Annotated in this window: 20 protein-coding genes and 1 riboswitch; of the genes, 11 read left to right on the top strand and 9 right to left on the bottom strand. The window is 63.1% G+C overall.

All coding sequences use genetic code 11. From position 1 onward, the window contains the following. Nucleotides 1–361: 361 nt before the first annotated feature. Nucleotides 362–1,924 carry an alkyl hydroperoxide reductase subunit F gene (gene ahpF / locus ACTJJN_RS07715; protein WP_012052903.1) on the bottom strand — a complete coding sequence of 521 codons (1,563 nt, stop codon included), beginning with the start codon at nucleotides 1,922–1,924 and terminating at the stop codon, nucleotides 362–364. A 124-nt stretch (nucleotides 1,925–2,048) separates the two neighbouring features. Further along, the gene (ahpC, locus tag ACTJJN_RS07720) at nucleotides 2,049–2,612 is read right to left on the bottom strand and encodes an alkyl hydroperoxide reductase subunit C (protein WP_003250537.1); all 564 of its coding nucleotides are present in this window, start codon (nucleotides 2,610–2,612) and stop codon (nucleotides 2,049–2,051) included. Between the two features lie 321 nt (nucleotides 2,613–2,933). On the opposite strand from ahpC, the gene ACTJJN_RS07725 reads away from it, so the two are divergent. After that, entirely contained in the window at nucleotides 2,934–3,998 is a 1,065-nt protein-coding gene (locus ACTJJN_RS07725) for a TerC family protein (RefSeq protein WP_041167238.1), read from the top strand. 95 nt (nucleotides 3,999–4,093) lie between these two features. On the opposite strand, the gene ACTJJN_RS07730 is transcribed toward ACTJJN_RS07725, so the two are convergent. Beyond that, nucleotides 4,094–5,323: an acyl-CoA dehydrogenase gene (locus tag ACTJJN_RS07730; RefSeq protein ID WP_440781178.1), complete on the bottom strand. Its 1,230-nt coding sequence runs from the start codon at nucleotides 5,321–5,323 to the stop codon at nucleotides 4,094–4,096. A gap of 140 nt (nucleotides 5,324–5,463) precedes the next feature. Here ACTJJN_RS07730 and ACTJJN_RS07735 point away from each other — a divergent pair, with 140 nt between their 5' ends. Together ACTJJN_RS07735 and ACTJJN_RS07740 are read left to right on the top strand one after the other, a co-directional pair. Next, the gene (locus ACTJJN_RS07735; RefSeq protein ID WP_012052906.1) at nucleotides 5,464–6,387 is read left to right on the top strand and encodes a LysR family transcriptional regulator; all 924 of its coding nucleotides are present in this window, start codon (nucleotides 5,464–5,466) and stop codon (nucleotides 6,385–6,387) included. Nucleotides 6,388–6,580: 193 nt separating this feature from the next. After that, nucleotides 6,581–7,735, top strand: coding sequence for a cysteine desulfurase family protein (locus ACTJJN_RS07740; RefSeq protein ID WP_041168478.1), 1,155 nt, complete (start codon nucleotides 6,581–6,583; stop codon nucleotides 7,733–7,735). Nucleotides 7,736–7,903: 168 nt separating this feature from the next. Here ACTJJN_RS07740 and ACTJJN_RS07745 read toward each other — a convergent pair whose 3' ends face one another. The 3 genes from ACTJJN_RS07745 to ACTJJN_RS07755 form a co-directional block, all read right to left on the bottom strand. Then, entirely contained in the window at nucleotides 7,904–8,341 is a 438-nt protein-coding gene (locus ACTJJN_RS07745; RefSeq protein ID WP_012052908.1) for an RES family NAD+ phosphorylase, read from the bottom strand. Next, nucleotides 8,338–8,787: an antitoxin Xre/MbcA/ParS toxin-binding domain-containing protein gene (locus tag ACTJJN_RS07750; protein WP_003250525.1), complete on the bottom strand. Its 450-nt coding sequence runs from the start codon at nucleotides 8,785–8,787 to the stop codon at nucleotides 8,338–8,340. The genes ACTJJN_RS07745 and ACTJJN_RS07750 overlap by 4 nt, the downstream gene beginning before the upstream one ends. Nucleotides 8,788–8,929: 142 nt before the next feature. Continuing rightward, nucleotides 8,930–9,583 (bottom strand): oxygen-insensitive NAD(P)H-dependent nitroreductase NfsB, encoded by a 654-nt coding sequence (locus ACTJJN_RS07755; protein WP_004573726.1) that lies wholly within the window; start codon nucleotides 9,581–9,583, stop codon nucleotides 8,930–8,932. 103 nt (nucleotides 9,584–9,686) lie between these two features. Here ACTJJN_RS07755 and ACTJJN_RS07760 point away from each other — a divergent pair, with 103 nt between their 5' ends. Genes ACTJJN_RS07760 through ACTJJN_RS07770 form a run of 3 tightly spaced genes read left to right on the top strand, consistent with a single transcriptional unit; the run spans nucleotide 9,687 to nucleotide 12,125 of the window. Then, nucleotides 9,687–10,610, top strand: coding sequence for a LysR family transcriptional regulator (locus tag ACTJJN_RS07760; protein ID WP_004573727.1), 924 nt, complete (start codon nucleotides 9,687–9,689; stop codon nucleotides 10,608–10,610). A 48-nt stretch (nucleotides 10,611–10,658) separates the two neighbouring features. Beyond that, nucleotides 10,659–11,489 carry an AraC family transcriptional regulator gene (locus tag ACTJJN_RS07765; protein ID WP_003250518.1) on the top strand — a complete coding sequence of 277 codons (831 nt, stop codon included), beginning with the start codon at nucleotides 10,659–10,661 and terminating at the stop codon, nucleotides 11,487–11,489. A gap of 51 nt (nucleotides 11,490–11,540) precedes the next feature. After that, a complete protein-coding gene (locus tag ACTJJN_RS07770; RefSeq protein WP_004573728.1) occupies nucleotides 11,541–12,125 on the top strand; it encodes a LysE family translocator in 585 nt (194 codons plus the stop codon). A gap of 39 nt (nucleotides 12,126–12,164) precedes the next feature. On the opposite strand, the gene ACTJJN_RS07775 is transcribed toward ACTJJN_RS07770, so the two are convergent. Further along, nucleotides 12,165–13,364, bottom strand: coding sequence for a sugar transporter (locus ACTJJN_RS07775; RefSeq protein WP_003250514.1), 1,200 nt, complete (start codon nucleotides 13,362–13,364; stop codon nucleotides 12,165–12,167). A 205-nt stretch (nucleotides 13,365–13,569) separates the two neighbouring features. Here ACTJJN_RS07775 and ACTJJN_RS07780 point away from each other — a divergent pair, with 205 nt between their 5' ends. Then, nucleotides 13,570–14,886, top strand: coding sequence for a hypothetical protein (locus ACTJJN_RS07780; protein ID WP_440781179.1), 1,317 nt, complete (start codon nucleotides 13,570–13,572; stop codon nucleotides 14,884–14,886). Between the two features lie 110 nt (nucleotides 14,887–14,996). Here ACTJJN_RS07780 and calA read toward each other — a convergent pair whose 3' ends face one another. Beyond that, nucleotides 14,997–16,049, bottom strand: coding sequence for a vanillin reductase (calA, locus tag ACTJJN_RS07785; protein ID WP_012052913.1), 1,053 nt, complete (start codon nucleotides 16,047–16,049; stop codon nucleotides 14,997–14,999). Nucleotides 16,050–16,230: 181 nt separating this feature from the next. Here calA and ACTJJN_RS07790 point away from each other — a divergent pair, with 181 nt between their 5' ends. Next, a complete protein-coding gene (locus ACTJJN_RS07790; RefSeq protein ID WP_440781180.1) occupies nucleotides 16,231–17,136 on the top strand; it encodes an AraC family transcriptional regulator N-terminal domain-containing protein in 906 nt (301 codons plus the stop codon). 63 nt (nucleotides 17,137–17,199) lie between these two features. Here ACTJJN_RS07790 and thpR read toward each other — a convergent pair whose 3' ends face one another. After that, nucleotides 17,200–17,745: an RNA 2',3'-cyclic phosphodiesterase gene (thpR, locus tag ACTJJN_RS07795; RefSeq protein WP_392510389.1), complete on the bottom strand. Its 546-nt coding sequence runs from the start codon at nucleotides 17,743–17,745 to the stop codon at nucleotides 17,200–17,202. Between the two features lie 158 nt (nucleotides 17,746–17,903). On the opposite strand from thpR, the gene lpxO reads away from it, so the two are divergent. The 3 genes from lpxO to ACTJJN_RS07810 all read left to right on the top strand — a co-directional run bounded on the left by lpxO (nucleotide 17,904) and on the right by ACTJJN_RS07810 (nucleotide 19,914). Further along, nucleotides 17,904–18,803 (top strand): lipid A hydroxylase LpxO, encoded by a 900-nt coding sequence (gene lpxO / locus ACTJJN_RS07800; RefSeq protein ID WP_003250504.1) that lies wholly within the window; start codon nucleotides 17,904–17,906, stop codon nucleotides 18,801–18,803. Between the two features lie 118 nt (nucleotides 18,804–18,921). Beyond that, on the top strand, nucleotides 18,922–19,266 hold the full coding sequence (locus ACTJJN_RS07805; RefSeq protein ID WP_014591592.1) for a carboxymuconolactone decarboxylase family protein: 345 nt from the start codon (nucleotides 18,922–18,924) through the stop codon (nucleotides 19,264–19,266). Between the two features lie 78 nt (nucleotides 19,267–19,344). Further along, complete coding sequence (locus ACTJJN_RS07810; protein ID WP_440781181.1) at nucleotides 19,345–19,914, top strand: N-acetyltransferase family protein; 570 nt, start codon at nucleotides 19,345–19,347, stop codon at nucleotides 19,912–19,914. 155 nt (nucleotides 19,915–20,069) lie between these two features. Then, a riboswitch (cobalamin riboswitch) is annotated at nucleotides 20,070–20,277 on the top strand. Nucleotides 20,278–20,385: the final 108 nt, after the last annotated feature.

Genomic DNA, 20,385 nt, shown 5'->3' on the forward strand with positions numbered 1-20,385 from the left:
CAATCACCAATGTGTGTCCAACCCTGATCAGGTGTAGGAGCGGGTTTACCCGCGAATACGGTAGCGGCGGCAGCGGTGACCGGCGGGTGGAGATTGGCCAGCAGGGCTGGCCCTTTCGCGGGTGAACCCGCTCCTACACGACGGCCTGTGTCCAGCCACCGACATCTGTCCACCACCGATCCGATGTAGGAGCGGGTTTACCCGCGAATACGGTAGCGGCAGCAACGGTGAACGGCGGGTGGTGATTGGCCAGCAGGCCCGGCCTCTTCGCGGGTGAACCCGCTCCTACGGGGATCTTCACAGTTTCAACAACTGCGCAGTCCTGTGAGAGCGGCTCCAACCGCGAAAGGGCCGTACAGGCTTACGCCGGTGCCGAAGTCCGAATCAGGTGGTCAAAGGCCGCGAGCGACGCCTTGGCCCCCTCACCCACCGCAATGACGATCTGCTTGTATGGCACGGTAGTCACGTCACCTGCTGCAAACACACCCGGGATACTGGTCTGGCCCTTGGCGTCGACAATGATTTCGCCACGCGGCGACAGCTCGACGGTGCCCTTCAGCCAGTCAGTGTTGGGCAGCAGGCCAATCTGCACGAAGATGCCTTCCAGTGCCACTTCGTGCTGTTCATCCGTGGTGCGGTCCTTGTAGCGCAGCCCGGTGACCTTCTCGCCATTGCCCAGCACCTCGGTGGTCAGCGCGCTGGTGATCACGTTGACGTTCGGCAGGCTGCGCAGCTTGCGTTGCAACACCGCATCGGCACGCAACTGGCTGTCGAACTCGATCAGCGTCACCTGGGCGACGATACCGGCCAGGTCGATGGCCGCTTCCACACCCGAGTTGCCGCCGCCAATCACCGCCACGCGTTTGCCCTTGAACAGCGGGCCGTCACAGTGCGGGCAGTAGGCCACGCCGCGGCCACGGTACTCTTGCTCACCCGGCACGTTCATTTCGCGCCAGCGGGCGCCAGTGGCCAGGATCACGGTCTTGGCCTTCAGCGAAGCGCCCCCCGCCAGGCGCACTTCGTGCAGACCGCCCTCGGCGGCCGGAATCAGCGCGTCACCGCGCTGCAGGTTCATGATGTCGACGTCGTACTGTTTGACGTGCTCTTCCAGCGCCGTGGCCAGCTTCGGCCCTTCGGTTTCCTGCACCGAAATGAAGTTCTCGATGGCCAGAGTGTCCAGCACCTGGCCGCCGAAGCGCTCGGCGGCAACACCGGTACGGATGCCCTTGCGGGCAGCGTAGATAGCAGCAGCGGCGCCAGCGGGGCCACCGCCGACAACCAGCACGTCAAAGGCTTCCTTGGCGTTGATCTTCTCGGCCTGGCGGGCGCCAGCGTTGGTGTCGATCTTGCCAATGATTTCTTCCAGGCCCATACGGCCCTGACCAAACACTTCACCGTTGAGGTAGATACTCGGAACCGCCATGATCTTGCGCGATTCCACTTCGTCCTGGAACAGCGCACCGTCGATGGCAACATGGCGCACGTTGGGGTTGAGTACCGCCATCAGGTTCAGTGCCTGGACGACGTCCGGGCAGTTCTGGCACGACAGCGAGAAGTAGGTTTCGAAGTTGAATTCACCTTCCAGGGCCTGGATCTGCTCGATCACTTCGACACTGGCCTTTGACGGGTGGCCACCCACTTGCAGCAGTGCCAGCACCAGCGAGGTGAACTCGTGGCCCATGGGAATGCCGGCGAAGCGCAGGCTGATATCGGCACCCGGGCGGTTCAGCGAGAATGAAGGGCGACGGGCATCGGTACCGTCCGCGCTGAAGGTAATGAGGTTCGACAGGCTGGCAATCTCTACCAGCAGGTCGTGCAATTCGCGGGACTTCGCGCCGTCGTCGAGGGAAGCAACGATCTCGATCGGCTGGGTGACCCGCTCCAGGTAGGTTTTCAGTTGCGATTTAAGCGTGGCGTCCAACATACGGGCGATTCCTTTTTCAAAACTCGGATACAAAAACGCCCAGGCGAGGTCGCCCGGGCGTTTGACGGGGCGGTAGGTACTTCAGCTTTGGCGGCTGCTTACCGCCCGCGTTATGGGCATGACCTTAGATCTTGCCTACGAGGTCCAGCGACGGCGCCAGAGTGGCTTCGCCTTCTTTCCACTTGGCCGGGCACACTTCGCCTGGGTGAGCGGCAACGTACTGAGCAGCCTTGACCTTACGCAGCAGTTCAGCAGCATCACGGCCGACACCACCGTCGTTCAGCTCGACAATCTTGATCTGGCCTTCCGGGTTGATCACGAAGGTACCGCGGTCGGCCAGGCCGGCTTCTTCGATCAGCACGTCGAAGTTGCGCGAAATGACGTGAGTCGGGTCACCGATCAGCGGGTATTCGATCTTGCCGATGGTGTCCGAAGTGTCGTGCCAGGCTTTGTGAGTGAAGTGGGTGTCGGTGGAAACACCGTAGATTTCCACGCCCAGTTTCTGGAACTCGGCGTAGTTGTCAGCAAGGTCACCCAGCTCGGTCGGGCAAACGAAGGTGAAGTCGGCCGGGTAGAAGAACACGACAGACCACTTGCCTTTCAGATCGGCTTCGCTGACCTGAACGAACTCGCCTTTGTGGTAGGCGGTGGCGTTGAAGGGTTTGACCTGGCTGTTGATGATTGGCATGAGAGACACTCCTTCATGGGGTTGGAATCAGTTGATGGACAGAATCCTAACCAATCATCCCGCTGAAGGCTCATTGGCAAAGCTCATGCTTTCAATTGGTTTTGGCTATAACCGGGGTTACTTAATAGAAGGGAACGGGCTGAGCAAAGGATTGCGGTCCTGAGCGCTGCACTGGCAAAGAAATGTAACAGCTCCCCATTCGGCATCGCGGGCAAACGGGTCTAGGCTCAAACCCATGTGATACCGGGCCCCTCTGACGGCTGCCAAGCCGCCATGTCGGATCACTGTTGCCTTGCAACGTCGACATTCAAGGAGGGGCTCATGACAGCTCTGCAAGCATTCCTCACAACACCTGTCCTCGGTACCAGCGCCTGGTTGTGGCTGGTGTTCATGGCCATCGTCATCGGTTTGTTGGTGCTCGACCTGGGCGTGCTGCACCGCCACGACCGGGAAATTGAAATGCGCGAGAGCCTGCTGCTGTATTCAGGCTATTTCAGTGTCGGTGTGCTGTTCGGCGCGGGGGTCTGGTACCAGTTGGGCGCGCAGTCGGCACTGGAGTTCTACACCGGTTTTTTGGTCGAGCAATCGCTGTCCATGGACAACGTGTTCGTCATGGCGATGATCTTCAGCTACTTCGCCATCCCCCGCCGCTACCAGCACCGCGTACTGTTCTGGGGCATCCTGGGCGTGGTGTTCCTGCGGGCCATCATGATCGGCGTGGGCGCGGCGCTGGTACAGAACTTTGCCTGGGTGCTTTACATCTTCGGTGCCTTCCTGCTGTTTACCGGGGTGAAAATGGCGCTGTCGAAGGAAGACAGCCGCCCGGACCTGGCCAACAACCCGATCCTCAAGTTCGTGCGGCGGCACATGCGGGTTACCGACCAGATCCATGGCTCGCACTTCTTCGTACGCCACACCCCGGCCGGGCACAGCAAGGCGCTGCGTTATGCCACCCCGCTGTTTCTGGCGCTGGTACTGATCGAACTGGCCGACCTGGTGTTTGCCGTCGACAGCGTGCCGGCGATCTTCGCCATCACCCAGGACCCGTTCATCGTCTACACCTCCAACATCTTCGCCATCCTCGGCTTACGCTCGCTGTATTTCGCGCTGGCGGCGCTGATGCACCGGTTCGTCTACCTCAAGTACGCACTGGCACTGGTGTTGATCTTCATTGGCTGCAAGATTTTCTACCACGGCATGGTGGGCAAGGTGCCGGCGCTGCTGTCGTTGGGCGTGACATTCGGGTTGTTGCTGGGTGGGGTGGTGATTTCGTTGATCAAGACGCGGGGGCAAAAAAAGGATGACAGTATGGATGGGCACCAGCCGCACGCCATTGGACAAGAACCCGCGTCCAAGAGAGAAAAAGACACGCAACTAGGTGCCTGAGTGAATCACTTGCACTGGCCACGTCGCGGGCAAGCTGAGTGCTGCCCGTGTAGGCGCGGGCTCACCCGCGAATGGGCCGGCGCAGGCTGACGCGTTCACCGCCCGCTACGCAACATCTCCACCGGCACATACTTGCCAATCTCGTATTTGCCAATCGCCGCCCTGTGCACTTCATCCGGCCCGTCAGCCAGGCGCAGGGTGCGCTGCATGGCATACATGTAGGCCAGCGGGAAATCGCCGCTTACCCCTGCCCCGCCATGTATCTGGATAGCCCGGTCGATCACCTTCAAGGCCACGTTCGGCGCCACCACCTTGATCTGGGCGATCTCGCTACGGGCCACCTTGTTGCCGACGGTGTCCATCATGTAGGCCGCTTTGAGCGTCAGCAGCCGGGCCATGTCGATTTCCATGCGCGAGTCGGCGATCTTGTCGACGTTGCCGCCCAGGCGTGCCAGTGGCCGACCGAAAGCAGTACGCTCCACCGAGCGCTTGCACATCAGCTCCAGTGCGCGCTCGGCCATGCCGATCGAGCGCATGCAGTGGTGGATACGGCCTGGGCCCAGGCGGCCCTGGGCAATTTCGAAGCCGCGGCCTTCGCCAAGGATCACGTTTTCGTACGGCACCCGCACATGATCGAAAAGGACTTCGGCATGACCATGGGGCGCATCGTCATAACCGAATACCGGCAGCGGGCGGACGATCTTCACGCCTGGCGTGTCGGTCGGCACCAGCACCATGGAATGCTGCTGGTGGCGTGGCCCTTCAGGGTCAGACAGGCCCATGAAGATCATGACCTTGCAGCGCGGGTCGCAGGCGCCGGAAGTCCACCACTTGCGGCCGTTGATCACCCACTCGTCACCGTCCCGTATGGCGGTAGCAGCCATGTTGGTGGCGTCCGAGGAGGCCACGTCCGGTTCGGTCATGGCAAACGCCGAGCGGATCTCGCCACGCAGCAGCGGCTCCAGCCACTGGCGTTTTTGCGCCTCGCTGCCGTAGCGCACCAGCACTTCCATGTTGCCAGTGTCCGGCGCCGAGCAGTTGAACGGCTCCGGCCCGAGCAACGAGCGGCCCATGATCTCTGCCAGCGAGGCGTACTCCAGGTTGCTCAGGCCGGCGCCGTATTCCGACTCTGGCAGGAACAGGTTCCACAACCCTTCGGCGCGGGCCTTGGCCTTGAGCGCCTCCATGATTGCAGTGGGCTGCCAGCGGTCACCCTCGGCGACCTGGCGCTCGAACACGGCTTCGGCGGGGTAGACATGAGCGTCCATGAACGCAGTGACACGCTCGCGCAGTGCCTGGACCTTGGGCGAATAGGCGAAATCCATCTGGGCTACCTTCACAGTTCGGAGTACGTGGGCCAGAGCCTAGAGCAGCATTGCTCCATCCACCTAGTCTATTTTCCGCGTGTATAAACATTCATAACCGATATATGATCGGCCGATAATTCCAACAAAGAGCGGCGCCCATGAACCTTAGCAAGGTCGACCTCAACCTGTTCATCGTGTTCGATGCGATCTACACCGAAGCCAACCTGACCCGCGCCGGGCAGATCGTCGGCATTACCCAGCCGGCAGTGTCCAATGCCCTGTCGCGCCTGCGCGAAACCTTCAATGACCCGCTGTTCGTGCGCACTGCGCAAGGCATGGTGCCCACCCCCATGGCGCAGAACATCATCGGCCCTGTGCGCAACGCGCTGGCGCTGCTGCGGACTTCGGTGCAGGAAAGCCGCATTTTCAATCCGCAGCAGGCCAACAAGACCTTCCGCATCAGCATGACCGACCTGACCGAGGCGGTCATCCTGCCGCCGCTGTTCCAGCGCCTGCGCCGCCTGGCGCCGGCAGTCATGATCGAAAGCTTCCTGTGCAAGCGCCGCGAGACCACCAAGGAACTCGCGGCCGGCCGCCTGGACTTTGCCATCGACGCGCCACTGAACACCGACCCGCAGGTGCGCCACATCAAACTGATGCAAGACCGCTATGTCTGCGCCCTGCGCCAGGGTCACCCGCTGGCCGACAGCAAGCTGACCCTCGACAGCTACCTGGGCATGACCCACATCCATATCTCCAGCCGCCGCAACGGCCTGGGTTACGTCGACCTGGCGCTGGGCAAGATGGGGGTTCAACGCAAGGTCGCCCTGCGTTCGCAACACTACCTGATGGCGTCGCAGGTGTTGCAGCAGACCGACATGGCGATGACGGTCCCCGAGCGCTTCGCCCGTCGCCATCAGTTGCGTTATCAGGCGCTGCCGGTGGAGGTCCCTGCGCTGGAAACGCACCTGTACTGGCATGAAAGCACCGACCAGGACCCGGCCAACCGCTGGATGCGCGAGCAGATTACGGAATTGTGCGAGCGCGTGGTTGCAGAGGAAGAGAAGGCTCTGGAGCCCTGACGGTGCCGGCGAGGGCCCCTTCATGGCTCTCACCAGGCAAAGTAGAAAATCCCATGAAAGATCTTCGATAGAGAATTTTTTTCTAAAATAATCGCGAATCGACCTGAGGGAAACGAAAAAAATACCGCTGCTGGCAGGTACGCTTACGTCAATGATTGCCGATTTGACGGCCACTGACACGGACCCGCCCTCAATGCCTAGCGCCCCACTCTACTTCGATTACGCCGCCACTACCCCAGTCGACGACCGGGTTATCGAAACCATGCTCGCCTGCCTGGGTAACCAGGCCAACTTCGGCAACCCGGCGTCCAGCGGCCACGCCTTCGGCCAGGCTGCACGTCACGCCGTGGAACAAGCGCGCCAGCAAGTCGCCGAGTGCGTCGGCGCGCACGCCGAGCATCTGGTATGGACGTCGGGTGCGACCGAGTCCAACAACCTGGCGCTCAAGGGTATCGCCCAAGGCATCGGCCAGCCCGGGCACCTGATCACCAGCCAGCTGGAACACAAGGCCGTGCTCGACACCGTGGCCGAACTGGAGCGCCAGGGCTGGGCCGTTACACGCCTGGCAGCGGATGCCGACGGCCTGATCCAGCCCGCAAGCGTGCAGGCAGCGTTGCGCGCTGACACCCGCCTGGTATCGCTGATGGCGGTCAACAACGAACTGGGCACGGTCACTGATTTTGCCGCGATCGGCGAGCAGGTACGTGCCCATGGTGCCCTGCTGCACGTGGATGCCGCGCAGGCCGTGGGCAAGCTGGCGATCGACCTGCATACGATGGCCGTGGACCTGATGTCTTTTTCGGCGCACAAGGTCTACGGGCCAAAAGGCATCGGTGCGCTGTATGTCGGGCCGCGCGCCCGCGTGCTGATGCGTGCGCAGATGCACGGCGGCGGCCACGAGCAGGGCCTGCGTTCCGGCACCCTGGCGACCCATCAGATAGCGGGCATGGGCAGCGCCTTTGCCTTGGCCGGCCAACCTGGCGACAGCGAACACCAGCGCCTCGAGCAACTGGCAAGACGCCTGCGCACAGGCCTGCTGGCCATGCCCGGCGTTACCCTGAACGGCTGCGCCAAGCAACGCATTCCCCATACCTTGAACCTGTGCATCGACAGCAAGGGCTTCAACAGCACGGCGCTGGCCGGCGAGCTGGCCTTGTCGACCACCTCGGCCTGCAACTCGGCGAGCAACGCTGCCTCGCATGTGCTGCTGGCACTGGGGCTGGATGAGCGTCAGGCTCGCAACAGTGTGCGCTTGAGCATCGGCCGTTTCAGCACCGAGGCTGACGTGGACAAGGCGCTCGAAGTGTTTGGCCGGGTGCTGGCGTCAGCATCGGCAGCACTGTGGTGACCACGCCCTAGTGTGGTGTTTCACAAATAACGACCATAACTCGCGGCGCTTTTTGCGCTCATGCGGCGTTGTCGCTCCTCGCCGTAGCTGGGCTACGACTCGTCGCGACGCCTTGCCTGAGCGCAAAAATCGCTCGCGAGTTATTGGCCGTATTTGCAAAACACCACACTAGAACAGGCGGCTGTCCGGCGTGAAATCCTCAACCTGGATTTTCGCGCTCTGCGCCTGCGGGTGCCGTGGGTTGAACAGGTAATTGGTGGTGCTGGGCATGATCGCGCTTGGCACCGGCAGCAGCAATGCCGAACCGTCATCCAGAAAACGATTGCCCAGCGTACGGGTCAACTCAGGCTGAGCAGACCAGCCGGGCTGCAAAGCGGGCAACTGCGCCTGGGAAACCGTGTCGGGCAGTTCGATGCGAAGCAAGCGCATGGTGGTCGGGAAATCCTCGGGGTCGATCTCCAGGTGCACCAACACTTCCAGCATCGCCCCGGGAGGGCTGGTGGCGGCATACACCACCGGCCGACCCGCCTGGTGCCAGCGGCCACTTACACGCAAGCCCCCCGTACCGCTCAAATCTGCATAGGCGCTGATTCGCCACAAAATCACAGGCCATAGCCCTCGGCAATCTGCAGCAGCATTTCTTCGACCTGCGTGGTGCCTTGCTGGGTGGTGAGCATCTGCATCGGCGTCAGCCCCGAGAAACGCTCCTTGGGCTTGGAAAGCCAGCGTTTGGCCTTGCCCGCTTCACCGAACACAGCCTCGGCCATGGCGGTGATGTGGGCCGAGCGGAACAGCCGATCGCTCTCATCCACGGTCAGCGGTTGGTCGCGCTCGATACGGGATTTGAGGGTGCGCAGCGGGATGATCTGGTCGCGCTCCACCGGTGTGAGCACACCGCGTTCGGTCAGCTTTACCAACCAGGTGGCGGCAAAACCATCGGTGATGCGGGTGTGGATTTCGAAATCGCTGGCAAGCTCGGGAATGTCCAGCAGCGCCTGCAAGCGCGCCCGGTACTCGTGGTAACCGTTGTCGCGAAGCACTTCGGCAAGCATGGCAGGCTCCTTTTCGGCATTTGCCGATAAGTATGCGGTATATGCCGGATCATTGCCAGTTTGCCTGATCGGGCGGTCGACGTCTGGGCTTTGCCAGATTAACCGCCAGCGTTGCCAGGGCCGCACAGCGGCCCCGGAAACCTCACAGGAAGGTGAACACTTGCGATGCCGGCAACCGCGACTTGCTCAGCCCGGCATTGAAGTCCGCCTCACTGCGGTAACCCAGGCTCAGGATCACCACACTGGTAAAGCCACGCTCACGCAAACCCAGTTCGGCATCGAGGACCTTGCTGTCGAAGCCCTCGATCGGCGTGGCATCCAGCCCATGCGCCGCTGCACCCAGCAAGGCAGTTCCCAACGCCAGGTAGGTCTGCTTTTCCATCCAGTGCTGCACATCCTTCTGGTCGAAGCGGTGCAGGTTGACGTAGTGCCGGCGGCTCTGGTTTTGCCCGGCGCGCGCTTGCTCATCACGGAAACGGCCATCGGCAGCCTCTTGATCGAGCACGGCGTTCAGGTGTTCTTCAGTCATTTCGGTACGGGTGCAGAACACGATCACATGCGAGGCATCGAGAAGCTTCTGCGTGTTGTAGGCATAACCCTCAGCAGTGCTCTTGGCCAGGCGGGCCTTGCCTTCGGCCGTGTCGGCGACGATGAAATGCCAGGGCTGGGAATTGACCGACGACGGGCTGTGACGCAGTTGTTCGAGCAGGGCGTCGACGGTGGCCTGGGGAATGCGGCGTGAGGCATCGTAAGCTTTGGTGGTGTAACGGCGCTTGGCCAGCGATACGGTATCCATGCGACAACTCCGGAGTGAACAGTGGATTTGCCGGGCATCTTATCTTTCCAGCAAAAAAGAAAAAGCGGCACAATGTAACAACACTTTCATCTTTGGAATGAAAATGCTGCGCATCACCGACCTCGAACTGTTTGCCCGCAGCAGCGTGCTGGGTAGCTTCACTGCCGCCGCCCATGAAGCCGGCCTGCTGCCGGGCCAGGTGGCTGCCGCGATCAAACGTCTGGAACGCGACCTGGATGTACGCCTGTTCGCCCGCACCACCCGCAGCCTGCGCCTGACCGCCGAGGGCGAGCGCTACCTGCCAACCGCGCTGAATGTGCTGGAAAGCCTGCGCCAGGGCCATGAAGATCTGCATGGCAACCCCAATAGCCTGCGCGGCACCCTGCAGGTGTCGGCGCCTTCCGACATGGGCCGCAACATGTTGTTGCCCTGGCTCAGCGCCTTCCGCCACGACCACCCGGCATTGCAACTGCGCTTCTTCCTGTCCGACCAGATGGCCGACCTCAACCGCGACCCTGTGGATGTGGCCATCCGCTATGGCCTCAACCAGGATGCCAACTACATCGCCCTGCCACTGGCCGAATGGAACCGCCGCGTGCTGGTGGCCTCGCCCGACTACCTGGCCCGCCACGGCCGCCCGCTTACCCCCGACGCACTGCAGCAGCATGCCTGCCTGCTGTACATGCAGCACAGCCGGGTGTACGACAAGTGGCAGCTGGGTAATCGCACCGTGCAGGTGCGTGGGCCGCTGGTCAGTGACGATGCCGACGTCATCCGCCGCCTGGCCATCCAGGGGGAAGGTATCGTCTACAAGTCGTGGCTGGATGTCAGCGCCAACATCGCGGCCGGTGAACTGGAAATGGTCCTGCCCGAATTGCTCGGCGAGCCTACCCCGCTGACCTTGGTCTGCCCTCATCGCAAACAACTCACACCGGCCGTGAAGCAATTGCACCTGTGGCTACGCGAACGCTTCGAGGCCCTGCGCGCCCGGGCACTGACCAACGGCTGCACAATCGTTCCAGACTGAGCCGGGGGCGTTGCGCTAAGGTAGCCATTTACCCCACGGTACACGTCCATGAGCAACTGGATCGACTTCAAACAAGACGCCGACACCGGCATCGAGTCGGTCCGCGCGCATTTTGTCGGCCATGCCTATGATCCCCACTGGCACGACAGCTTCCTGGTCGGCGTGACCGAACAGGGCGTGCAGCAGTTCAACTGCCGCCGGGTGCGCCACCGCAGCACGCCGGGGCAGGTATTCTTACTTGAGCCTGGCGACATCCACGATGGCCTGGCGCCCACCGAAGAAGGCTTCACCTATTCGACGCTGTACCTGGAGCCCGCCTGGCTCGACCAACAGCTGCGCGCGCTGTACGAGCACGCGCCGGGCGACAGCCTGCCCAGCTTCGCCGACACCCTGTGCCACGACGAACGCCTGGCACGGGCCACCGCCCTGGCCTTCAGGGCCGTGCATGACCAGGACTTGCGCATCGTCAGGCAAACGGCCATGGACGATCTGCTGGCTTGCCTTACCCGCCACCTGCACTGGCGCCGCCGCATCAACCCCGACCCGCGCCTGCCGCTGACCGCACAGCGCGCCCGGGACTTCCTGCATGCCAATCTGGAGCGCGACATCGGCCTGGAGGACCTGGCCCAGGCCTGCGGCATTGACCGCTTTCGCCTGACGCGTGCGTTCAAGGCGGCGTTCGGCATTGCACCCCATGCCTACCTGATCCAGCTGCGCCTGGCCCGCGCGCGGCGCCTGCTTGCCCAAGGCCAGACACCGGCCGAAGTGGCCGTGGCGTTGGGCTTTGCCGACCAGAGCCACCTGGGGCGCTGGTTCCGCCGCGCCTACCAGTTGACCCCGGCCGACTACCGCAGGCGCTGCTCAAACCTTCCAGACTGAGTGCCGGCGGGCAGCGAGCATGGTGCTTCGATGTTACGGAGCCCATGAACCATGTCTGAGTCGTTGTTGCCCTTCATTCTGTTTGCCCTGGTGTCCAGTATCAGCCCGGGGCCGACCAACCTGTTGATCCTGGCCCATGGCGCCCGCCGGGGCCTGCGCGCAAGCCTGGCGCCGATCGTGGCGGCGTGTGGCGCGGCTGCAGCCATTGTGCTGCTCGTCGGGCTGGGGCTGGGCGAACTGCTGCTGCGCCACCCCCTGGCACAACAGCTGATGAGCTGGGCCGGGGTGCTGTGGCTGAGTAGCCTGGCCTGGAAGATGCTGCGCAGTGCCGCCGCCCCGCTCCACACGACCACGGCGCCAGGCTTCAGTGCGCTCAGCGCGGCTTCGTTGCAGGTGGTGAACCCCAAGGTGTGGTTGATGGCCGTGGCGGTGGTCGGGGTATTTGCCGCGCCGTCGTTGCCAGTGTGGCAGCTGGCGCTGGTGTTCTTGCTGATCGCTCTGCCGAGCATGGCCGCGTGGGCGGTGTTGGGGGTGGGGAGCGCCCGGTGGCTGCAGGCACCGGGGCGGTTGCGGGTGTTCAACCAGGTATTGGCGGGGGTTTTGTTGATATCGGCATGGGCTGCCGTATTGGCCTGAGTCTCTACTTGACCGGCAAGGGGCCTGAGCGGCCCCGGCTCAGCGTGCCAACGCCTCGCGAAAACGCCGGGTACTGGCAACGGCCAGTACCAGCCCGACCACTGCCACGCTGCCGCCCACCAGGCCGATATCCGCCACATTCATCTGGCTGCTGACGATACTGCCCAGCAGCGCACCCCCGCCAATACCGATGTTGTAGATACCCGAGAACAGCGCCATGGCCACATCGGTGGCGTCGGACGCCAGCTTCAGGGTCTTGGACTGCAGCGCCAGGCTGAAGCTGAGAATGGCCACGCCCCAGAACATGCTCAGCACTGCGAACACATAGAAGTTGCCCGACAGCGGCAACATCAGCAACAGGCACGCGGCGAGTACCCCGATCGAACCCACCAGGAAGCCATGCGGGAAGCGGTCGCTGTAACGGCTGAACAACAACGAACCAAAAACCCCGGCACCGCCGAACAACAGCAGCAACAGTGTGGTGCGGTCGCCGCCGATCTGCGCTACGTGCAGGGCGAACGGCTCGATATAGCTGTAGGCCGTGAACTGCGCGGTAATGACCAACGTCACCAACAAGTAGGTAATGACCAGTGCCGGGCGCTTGAACAGGACCGGCAGGCTGCGCAACGAACCGGAGTTCTGGCTGGGCAGCAGCGGCAGCGATTTCATCAGGCACAGCATGGTGGCTAGCGCTACCCCGCCAATGCTCAGGAACGTGATGCGCCAGCCCAGTGCCTCGCCCACCACACGGCCCAGCGGGATGCCCAGGACCATGGCCAGGGTAGTGCCGGTGGCCAGCAGGCCCAGCGCCTTGGCCTGCTGGCCCGGCGGCGCCACACGCACCGCCAGCGAGGCGGTGATGGACCAGAACACCGCATGCGCCAGGGCAATGCCGATACGGCTGACCAGCAGCATGGCGAAGCTCTGCGAAAGCCACGACAGCACGTGGCTGACAATGAACACCAGGAACACGAACAGCAGCAGACGCCGCCGTTCGATGTTGCGGGTCAGCAACATCATGGGCAACGAGGCCAGCGCCACGATCCAGGCATAGATGGTCAGCATCAGGCCGACCTGGGCAGTGCTCATGTCGAAGCTGCGGCCAATGTCACTGAGCAGCGCCACCGGGACGAACTCGGTGGTGTTGAAAATGAAGGCCGCCAAGGCCAGGGCGATGACGCTCAGCCAGCTGCCGCTGCCCGTTGTGGGCGGCAGGTGTGTGGGTATGGGTCCGTTCATGGGTGGAAACCGCTTCTCCGCAGACAAAGCAACAGGTCGCACGCCAGCCCCCCGCTTGCAGGGGTGCCAACGTACGTTTTGTTATGGATAGGAATGCCCGGCATGGTACGCGTCAAGCTGGGGCCTCACAACCGCAGGGCAGGCAGAAGGAGTACCATGCGCGCTTTGTGTGAAACGCGCGTGCAACAAGGAGCCCGATCCGCTCATGGACAAGCAGCACCCCCAGCAGCAGTGGCAGCAGGCAGTCATCGCCTATGCCCAGGCCGTCAACGACTACGTCGCGCAGGGCCGTGCGCACGGCTGGGACAACCTCGAAGAGCCGCAGGCACCCGCCACCGAACACCTGCTCGACGCCTGGCTGGCAGCCCTGCAGGCAGCCAACCGCCCTGGCATGGACGAACCGCAGCGTCAGGCATTTCGCGAGGCTTGGCCACCCGCACACCACCCCTTGATACCGTTGCTCGAAGACCACGGCCAAGGCATCAGCCATGTCCTGCTGCTGGAAGATGGCAGCCTGCTGGCCCGCATCGGTATGCCTTACGACAAGGGCCAGGTGGTGCGTATCGATCACCATGGGGTAACCCCGGTCATCGGCATCGAACACTTTGGCCGTTGCCCGGCGCGGCGCTATTTCGCCCTGGCCAATACCGAGGGCGTGCGTGTGACCGATGGCTGGGGCGGCCCGCAAGTGCAGCGCCTGGCCTGGCCTACGGGGCTGGAGGGGTTGCCGCCAGGCTACCCGTTCGAGCCGTTCGACCTGCCGCCCACACCGACCGCGCTGATCCCCTTCCCCGATGGCCAGCGAGTGCTGCTGGTGAGTGCCGAAGGTATCTTCGTGCTGGCCACTCAAGGTGCGACTCGCCTGCTGCCACAGCAGACACGGGTGCTCGATGAGCTGGCCGAGGGCACCGACCCGGACGACATCAGCCTGGGGCTGAGCATGGAGCATGGTGCGGTGTCGGCGGATGGCCGGCTGATCGTCGTGGGTGAGCAAGGCAGCCGACACCTTGTTCTGGACGAACGACTCAAGCCGCTGGCGCACATCGGCCCGGGCAGCGAATACCCGCACTTTGCCTTGTTCAACCGCGCGGGTGACCAGTTGATCGTCAATGCCTGCCATTTCTACAGCGGTGCCACGCTGGCCGTGAGGGTGGCAGACCTGCACGGGCTGGATACCGATTACTACAGCCAGGACCCGCGTACCCCGCTGGTGCAGGATGGCGCAAGGGTGTATGCGGGGGTTGCGCGCGATGGCGAGTACATTGTGGGTGATGCCTATGGCTACCTGCGGGCGTTTGGCGAAGAGGGTAAGGAGCATTGGCAGCATTACCTGGGATCGACCATCAGTGCGATGGATATCAGCGTCGACGGACAAACGCTGGTGGCGGCGAGCCATGCGGGGGTTATTTCGGTGATTGCGCTGGATAGCGGGCGGCCCGAGTGGCAGATCGGTACCGGGGCGCACGGCGAGGTGCGGCGGTGGTTGTTCTGGAAGGGCTGGGACAAGCCGATGGCCTGGTAAAACGGCTGCATCGGTGCTGCCTGTACCGGCCCCACCGCGCGCAAGCCCCACATCACCCCTGTGTAGGAGCGGGCTTGCCCGCGAAGAGGCCGGTACAGGCAACCGCCCCATCAGCCCTGTAACGTGGCCATGTCGATCACGAACCGGTACTTCACATCACCGGCAATCATCCGCTCATAGGCCTGGTTGATGTTGCGGATATCCAGCATCTCGATATCGCAACGGATGTCGTGCTCGGCGCAGAAGTTCAGTACTTCCTGAGTCTCGGCAACCCCCCCGATCAACGACCCCGCCAGCACTCGGCGCTTCATCACCAGGTTGGCCGCATGCAATGCCGGGTCGATCGGTTCGATCAGGCCGACCAGGATGTGCACACCGTCGAACTTCAGCGTTTCCAGGTACGGGTTGAGGTCGTGCTGCACCGGAATGGTGTCGAGCAGGAAATCGAAACGACCGGCAGCGGCGCGCATCTGCTCGGCATCGGTGGAGACGATCACATGGTCGGCCCCCTGGCGGCGCGCTTCCTCGGCCTTGGCCTGAGAGCGCGTGAACAGGGTCACTTCCGCACCCAGGGCCTTGGCCAGTTTGATGCCCATGTGGCCCAGGCCGCCCATGCCGAGGATGCCGATCTTGTGGCCCGGGCCAACGCCGTGGTGCTTGAGCGGCGAATAGGTGGTGATGCCGGCGCACAGGATAGGCGCAGCGCTGGGCAGGTCCATGCCGGCCGGTATGCGCACCACGAAGTGCTCGCTGACCACGATGCTGCTGGAGTACCCCCCCATGGTGTTGCTGCCATCGACCCGGTCCGGGGTGGCGTAGGTCATGGTCGGGCCTTCGAGGCAATACTGTTCCAGGTCCTTGGCGCAGGCTTCACAGGTACGGCACGAGTCGACCATGCAGCCGACGCCCACCAGGTCACCGACCTTGTGCGCGGTGACCTTGTCGCCCACCGCCGTGACCCGCCCGATGATCTCGTGGCCCGGCATCAGCGGGTACACGGCAATGCCCCATTCGTTGCGCGCCTGGTGGATGTCGGAGTGGCACACGCCGCAGTACAGGATGTCGATGGCGACGTCATCCGGGCGCGGGCTGCGGCGTTGGAACGTCATGGGGGCCAGGGGGCTGGTGGGGGTTTGAGCGGCGTAACCGATGGCGGTATACATGCAGGGCCTCGCAGTGAAGTGAAACGATTCAGGCGACGCATTTTGCGCGTCGTTCGCCGCCTCGCCCACGGCTGATTCTCCGGCATGCATGCCTGATTCTCCGAAGGTGTCATCTAACACCTGGCGCCACGCCCTAAATCTGCGATGATCAAACTGTCTGATTCTCTGCCCTTGGTCCACCATGCAACTGACCCGTCACGTCGACGCCAATGCGCCGCTTTGCGCACTGATCCGCAGCCTCACCACGCGCCCAGGCTTCGTGCCCACCCTCCTGCCCCAGGTGCAGGTGCTGAGCTGGGACCACTATGTGGCCAGCAGCCCACAGATTTACGAACCCAGCCTCATGATCCTGGCCCAGGGCAGCAAGCTGGCACGCCTGGGGCCGCGCACCCTGGAGTACGGCGCCGGGCATTACCTGGTGCAGGCGTTGTCGGTGCCGTTCATGTGCGAAACCTTCGCCACCCCTGACGCGCCATTGCTGGGCGTGGCGGTGGGCATCGACCGTGGCGTGCTGGGCGAGTTGGTGCAGAGCATGGGCTTGGCACCGGACGCTGAAGTGCAGGCGCAAACACCGCAATCGATGACGTCGGCGGCACTGGATGCGCCCATGCGCGAAAGCGTGGAGCGGCTGCTGCGCTGCCTGCACGACCCGCTGGACGCCAAGGTGCTGGGCCCGGCGCGTGTGCGCGAAGTGCTGTACACCGCCCTGCGTGGCCCGCAGGCCGGTGTGTTGCGGGCACTGGTGGAGCAACAGGGGCACTTCGCCCGCATCGGCGCCGCCCTCGCCCACCTGCGCGAGCACTACAGCGAGCCGCTGAGCGTGGAGGCACTGGCTGCGCGCGCCAACATGAGCGTTTCAACCTTCCACGAACATTTCAAGCGCTGCACCGACATGGCGCCGATGCAGTACCTCAAGCGCTTGCGGCTACTCAAGGCGCAGCAGATGCTGATCGGCGAAGGCCTGGGCGTGGCACAGGCTGCGCACAGGGTGGGCTATCAGAGTACCTCGCAGTTCAGCCGCGAATACAAGCGCCAGTTCCAACGCAGCCCAGGGGATGAATTGCCTTACCAAAGCATGCCGGTGTAATCACCCGATCTGAACAGCCCCTGCAGGTACGCATCCGGGACAAGGCGTTTTTCGCCCGGCGAGTCAGTCCGCCAGCGGCCACTGCGCCAATGGCCAGTAAGCCCCCTTGCGCGACTCGTAAAGCGTGAAGTGTCGCGCGGTGAGGTAAAACTCCGGCGCGCTACTGGCCTCGGGCGGCTGCCCGCGGTAATCCCTGGACAGCGTCAGGTGCGGTCGATACTCACGCGTGGCCGCTTCCAGCCCCAACGGCAGCAACGCCTGCTGCAAACCGTACACCAGTTGCAACAGGGCGGGCGGTACCTGCTGCGCCTCCAGCACCAAGGCGCCGGCCCGCTGCCACACCTGCAAGCGGTCAAGCAGAAGCCGCGGTGCCATGGCCGGCAGTGCCAGTTGATCGACTGCCGCACAGATCGCAGGCACCTGGGCGGTATCTACATCGCCGAGGAACAGCAGCGTGACATGGAAGTTGGCCGCCGGCACCGGTTTGCCGCTGCGCAGGTTCAGCCCGCGCCGCCACTGGGCCAGGTCACGGCGCTGCGCGTCGCTGACCGGCAAGGCGAAGAACAGCCGCTTGAACGGGCTACCGCTGGGGCGTATATCCTGAACCATACAAACTCCCTGACATGAAACGTTTGCGCAAGACTGTAGGGTATTACACCAATGTCGCCCCGCAGTTTGGTAACAATAAGTACAAACTGCCCCCATGATTGTTTATGCTGGCGGGCTCATGCCTCGGCGCATGGCCATTTTTCGACAAGTAAACGTCCATGAAAATTGCACTCGTACTTATCTTCGTCTTCTCGATCGCCTATGTTCACCTGCGCGGTCGGGTTCGCCACAAGCTGACTCGTCAGCTGGGCGACCACTCCAGCTTCCTGGCCCCGATCAACAGCTTCCTGTACCTGTTCTCCAAACACCCGGCCAAGCCCTACCTGCCGGTCGAGGCCTTTCCAGAACTGAAACCGCTGCAGGACCACTGGCAGGAGATCCGTGAGGAAGGCCGTCAGTTGCTGCACGTAGGCGAAATCAAGAAATCCGACAATTACGATGACGTCGGTTTCAACTCGTTCTTCAAGACCGGCTGGAAACGTTTTTACCTGAAGTGGTATGGCGAAAGCCACCCGTCGGCAATGGCCCTTTGCCCACGCACGACCGAGCTGCTGCAAGGCATCGGCACGGTCAAGGCCGCCATGTTCGCTACCCTGCCTCCGGGAGCCAAGCTGGTGCGCCACCGTGACCCGTATGCCGGCTCGTACCGCTACCATCTGGGCCTGGATACCCCGAATGACGACGGCTGCTACATCGACGTGGACGGCGAGAAATACGCCTGGCGCGATGGTGAGGGGGTGATCTTCGACGAAACCTACATCCACTATGCAGCCAACACCACCGAGCACAACCGCATCATCCTGTTCTGCGACGTCGAACGCCCGCTCAAGTACCGCTGGGCAACCGCGTTCAACCGCTGGTTCAGCCGCAACGTGATGGCCGCTGCCGCTGCGCCCAACGATGCCAGCGACAAGACCGGTGGCATCAACCGCCTGTTCACCCGCATCTACAAGATCCGCGAGCGTGGCAAGGCGCTGAAGAAGCGCAATCGCCTGCGCTACTACCTGGAAAAATGGGCAGTGGTCGCGGCGTTGGTGCTGGTGTTCATCTACATCTGAAGGCTCAACGCAGGCCACTGTACGAGTGACCTGCGTTTACCCACCAAAGTACCGCCTCGCACGTGCCACGCTTCGACTAGCCTGAAAGCTCCACTCGCAACCCCCCAAGGTGAAGACGATGAGCATGATGGACTGGGACGCCTACCGTAAGCAGTTGATGGCCGGCATCGGCGATCTCAAGCAACTCTCCCCCGACACCGTAGCCGGCTACATGACCGCCAGCGGTGCAGGCGCCAAAACCAACCACCTGGATGCCAAGACCCGCGAGCTGATCTCCTTGGCCGTGGCTGTGACCACCCGCTGCGACGGCTGTATCGCCGTGCATTCGCAGCAGGCCGTCAAAGCGGGTGCCAGCCGCGAGGAAATTGCCGAGGCCCTCGGCGTGGCCGTGGCCATGAACGCCGGTGCCGCGCTGGTGTACTCGGCCCGCGCAATGGACGCGGTGGGCAAGGCCAACGGTTGAGCACAAACGGCGTCGCCGCCCTTGCGCGACGGCGCCGCGCCACCCAGACTGGGCGGCTCACCCCGCGCAGGAACCCGCATGATCCACATTCGCCCCATGACGCCGGAAGATTTTGATCGTTTCTGGCCCACCTTCCAGGCCATTGTCCAAGCCCGTGAAACCTACGCTTTCGACCCGGCGCTGAGCTTCGAACAGGCGCGCCAGCTGTGGCTGGAGCTGCCCTTGCACACGCTGTTGGCCGAAGAAGATGGCGAGCTACTGGGGTCGTATTACCTCAAGCCCAATGCTGCCGGGCCTGGTGCGCATGTGGGCAATTTCGGCTACATGGTCTGCGAACAGGCGCGCGGCCGGGGCGTGGCGCGCTTGATGTGCGAGCACTCGCAAAAGCTGGCGCGCCAGGAAGGCTTTCTGGCATTGCAGTTCAACTCGGTGGTAGCCACCAACGCAGTGGCCGTGGCGCTATGGCACAAGCTGGGCTTTGAAACAGTCGGCCGTTTGCCCAAGGCCTACCGTCATGCCCGCCTGGGGCTGGTGGACTGCCTGGTGATGTACAAATGGCTGGCGGATGAGCCGGTGGTGGAGAAGCCGCCGCTGCTGATCGGGCGCAAGAACATCGAGGCACGGGTATCGCGGCGCCGCGGGCGCTAGCTTTACAGGCAAGCCTGCCTCCCCAGCCAACTCATCACGCTGGGGCCTGATGTTCTTGCCAAATGGGGCTCCGGCGCCGCAAAAACGCACAACCTGTTGTTTTCTCTCAGCATTCACAGCACACCAACATTTGACGCCCCAGCCTTTCAATGGTCAGATGCGCGCCAGTTTCAGGTGCCCTGCGCCGCCGCGCGCAGGGTGAAACGGGAAACCGGTGCGTCGTGTTGCCCACGACAAGTCCGGTGCTGCCCCCGCAACGGTAAGCGAGCGAACCCTTCGAGATACCACTGTGCTCAAGCATGGGAAGGTGAAGGTTTCATGCCCCTCGCAAGCCCGGAGACCGGCCTGGAGCTTCACTTGGCAACCCGCGGTGGGCGGGCGCAGGCCGGAATCCGTGCGCGCGCCTGCCTGCATGGTTCGCCTTTGCGTGTTTTCCACCGGGATCCATTCATTCCTGCAGCAGTGGAACGA

The sequence above is a fragment of the Pseudomonas sp. 22515 genome (assembly GCF_052044625.1).
GTDB classification, from domain to species: Bacteria; Pseudomonadota; Gammaproteobacteria; order Pseudomonadales; family Pseudomonadaceae; genus Aquipseudomonas; species Aquipseudomonas alloputida.

Bases quoted from the DNA above. Each gene is read 5' to 3' on its own strand.
- ahpF (WP_012052903.1), bottom strand. From the start codon at position 1,924: ATGTTGGACGCCACGCTTAAATCGCAACTGAAAACCTACCTGGAGCGG.
- ahpC (WP_003250537.1), bottom strand. From the start codon at position 2,612: ATGCCAATCATCAACAGCCAGGTCAAACCCTTCAACGCCACCGCCTAC.
- ACTJJN_RS07725 (WP_041167238.1), top strand. From the start codon at position 2,934: ATGACAGCTCTGCAAGCATTCCTCACAACACCTGTCCTCGGTACCAGC.
- ACTJJN_RS07730 (WP_440781178.1), bottom strand. From the start codon at position 5,323: ATGGATTTCGCCTATTCGCCCAAGGTCCAGGCACTGCGCGAGCGTGTC.
- ACTJJN_RS07735 (WP_012052906.1), top strand. From the start codon at position 5,464: ATGAACCTTAGCAAGGTCGACCTCAACCTGTTCATCGTGTTCGATGCG.
- ACTJJN_RS07740 (WP_041168478.1), top strand. From the start codon at position 6,581: ATGCCTAGCGCCCCACTCTACTTCGATTACGCCGCCACTACCCCAGTC.
- ACTJJN_RS07750 (WP_003250525.1), bottom strand. From the start codon at position 8,787: ATGCTTGCCGAAGTGCTTCGCGACAACGGTTACCACGAGTACCGGGCG.
- ACTJJN_RS07755 (WP_004573726.1), bottom strand. From the start codon at position 9,583: ATGGATACCGTATCGCTGGCCAAGCGCCGTTACACCACCAAAGCTTAC.
- ACTJJN_RS07760 (WP_004573727.1), top strand. From the start codon at position 9,687: ATGCTGCGCATCACCGACCTCGAACTGTTTGCCCGCAGCAGCGTGCTG.
- ACTJJN_RS07765 (WP_003250518.1), top strand. From the start codon at position 10,659: ATGAGCAACTGGATCGACTTCAAACAAGACGCCGACACCGGCATCGAG.
- ACTJJN_RS07770 (WP_004573728.1), top strand. From the start codon at position 11,541: ATGTCTGAGTCGTTGTTGCCCTTCATTCTGTTTGCCCTGGTGTCCAGT.
- ACTJJN_RS07775 (WP_003250514.1), bottom strand. From the start codon at position 13,364: ATGAACGGACCCATACCCACACACCTGCCGCCCACAACGGGCAGCGGC.
- ACTJJN_RS07780 (WP_440781179.1), top strand. From the start codon at position 13,570: ATGGACAAGCAGCACCCCCAGCAGCAGTGGCAGCAGGCAGTCATCGCC.
- calA (WP_012052913.1), bottom strand. From the start codon at position 16,049: ATGTATACCGCCATCGGTTACGCCGCTCAAACCCCCACCAGCCCCCTG.
- ACTJJN_RS07790 (WP_440781180.1), top strand. From the start codon at position 16,231: ATGCAACTGACCCGTCACGTCGACGCCAATGCGCCGCTTTGCGCACTG.
- thpR (WP_392510389.1), bottom strand. From the start codon at position 17,745: ATGGTTCAGGATATACGCCCCAGCGGTAGCCCGTTCAAGCGGCTGTTC.
- lpxO (WP_003250504.1), top strand. From the start codon at position 17,904: ATGAAAATTGCACTCGTACTTATCTTCGTCTTCTCGATCGCCTATGTT.
- ACTJJN_RS07805 (WP_014591592.1), top strand. From the start codon at position 18,922: ATGAGCATGATGGACTGGGACGCCTACCGTAAGCAGTTGATGGCCGGC.
- ACTJJN_RS07810 (WP_440781181.1), top strand. From the start codon at position 19,345: ATGATCCACATTCGCCCCATGACGCCGGAAGATTTTGATCGTTTCTGG.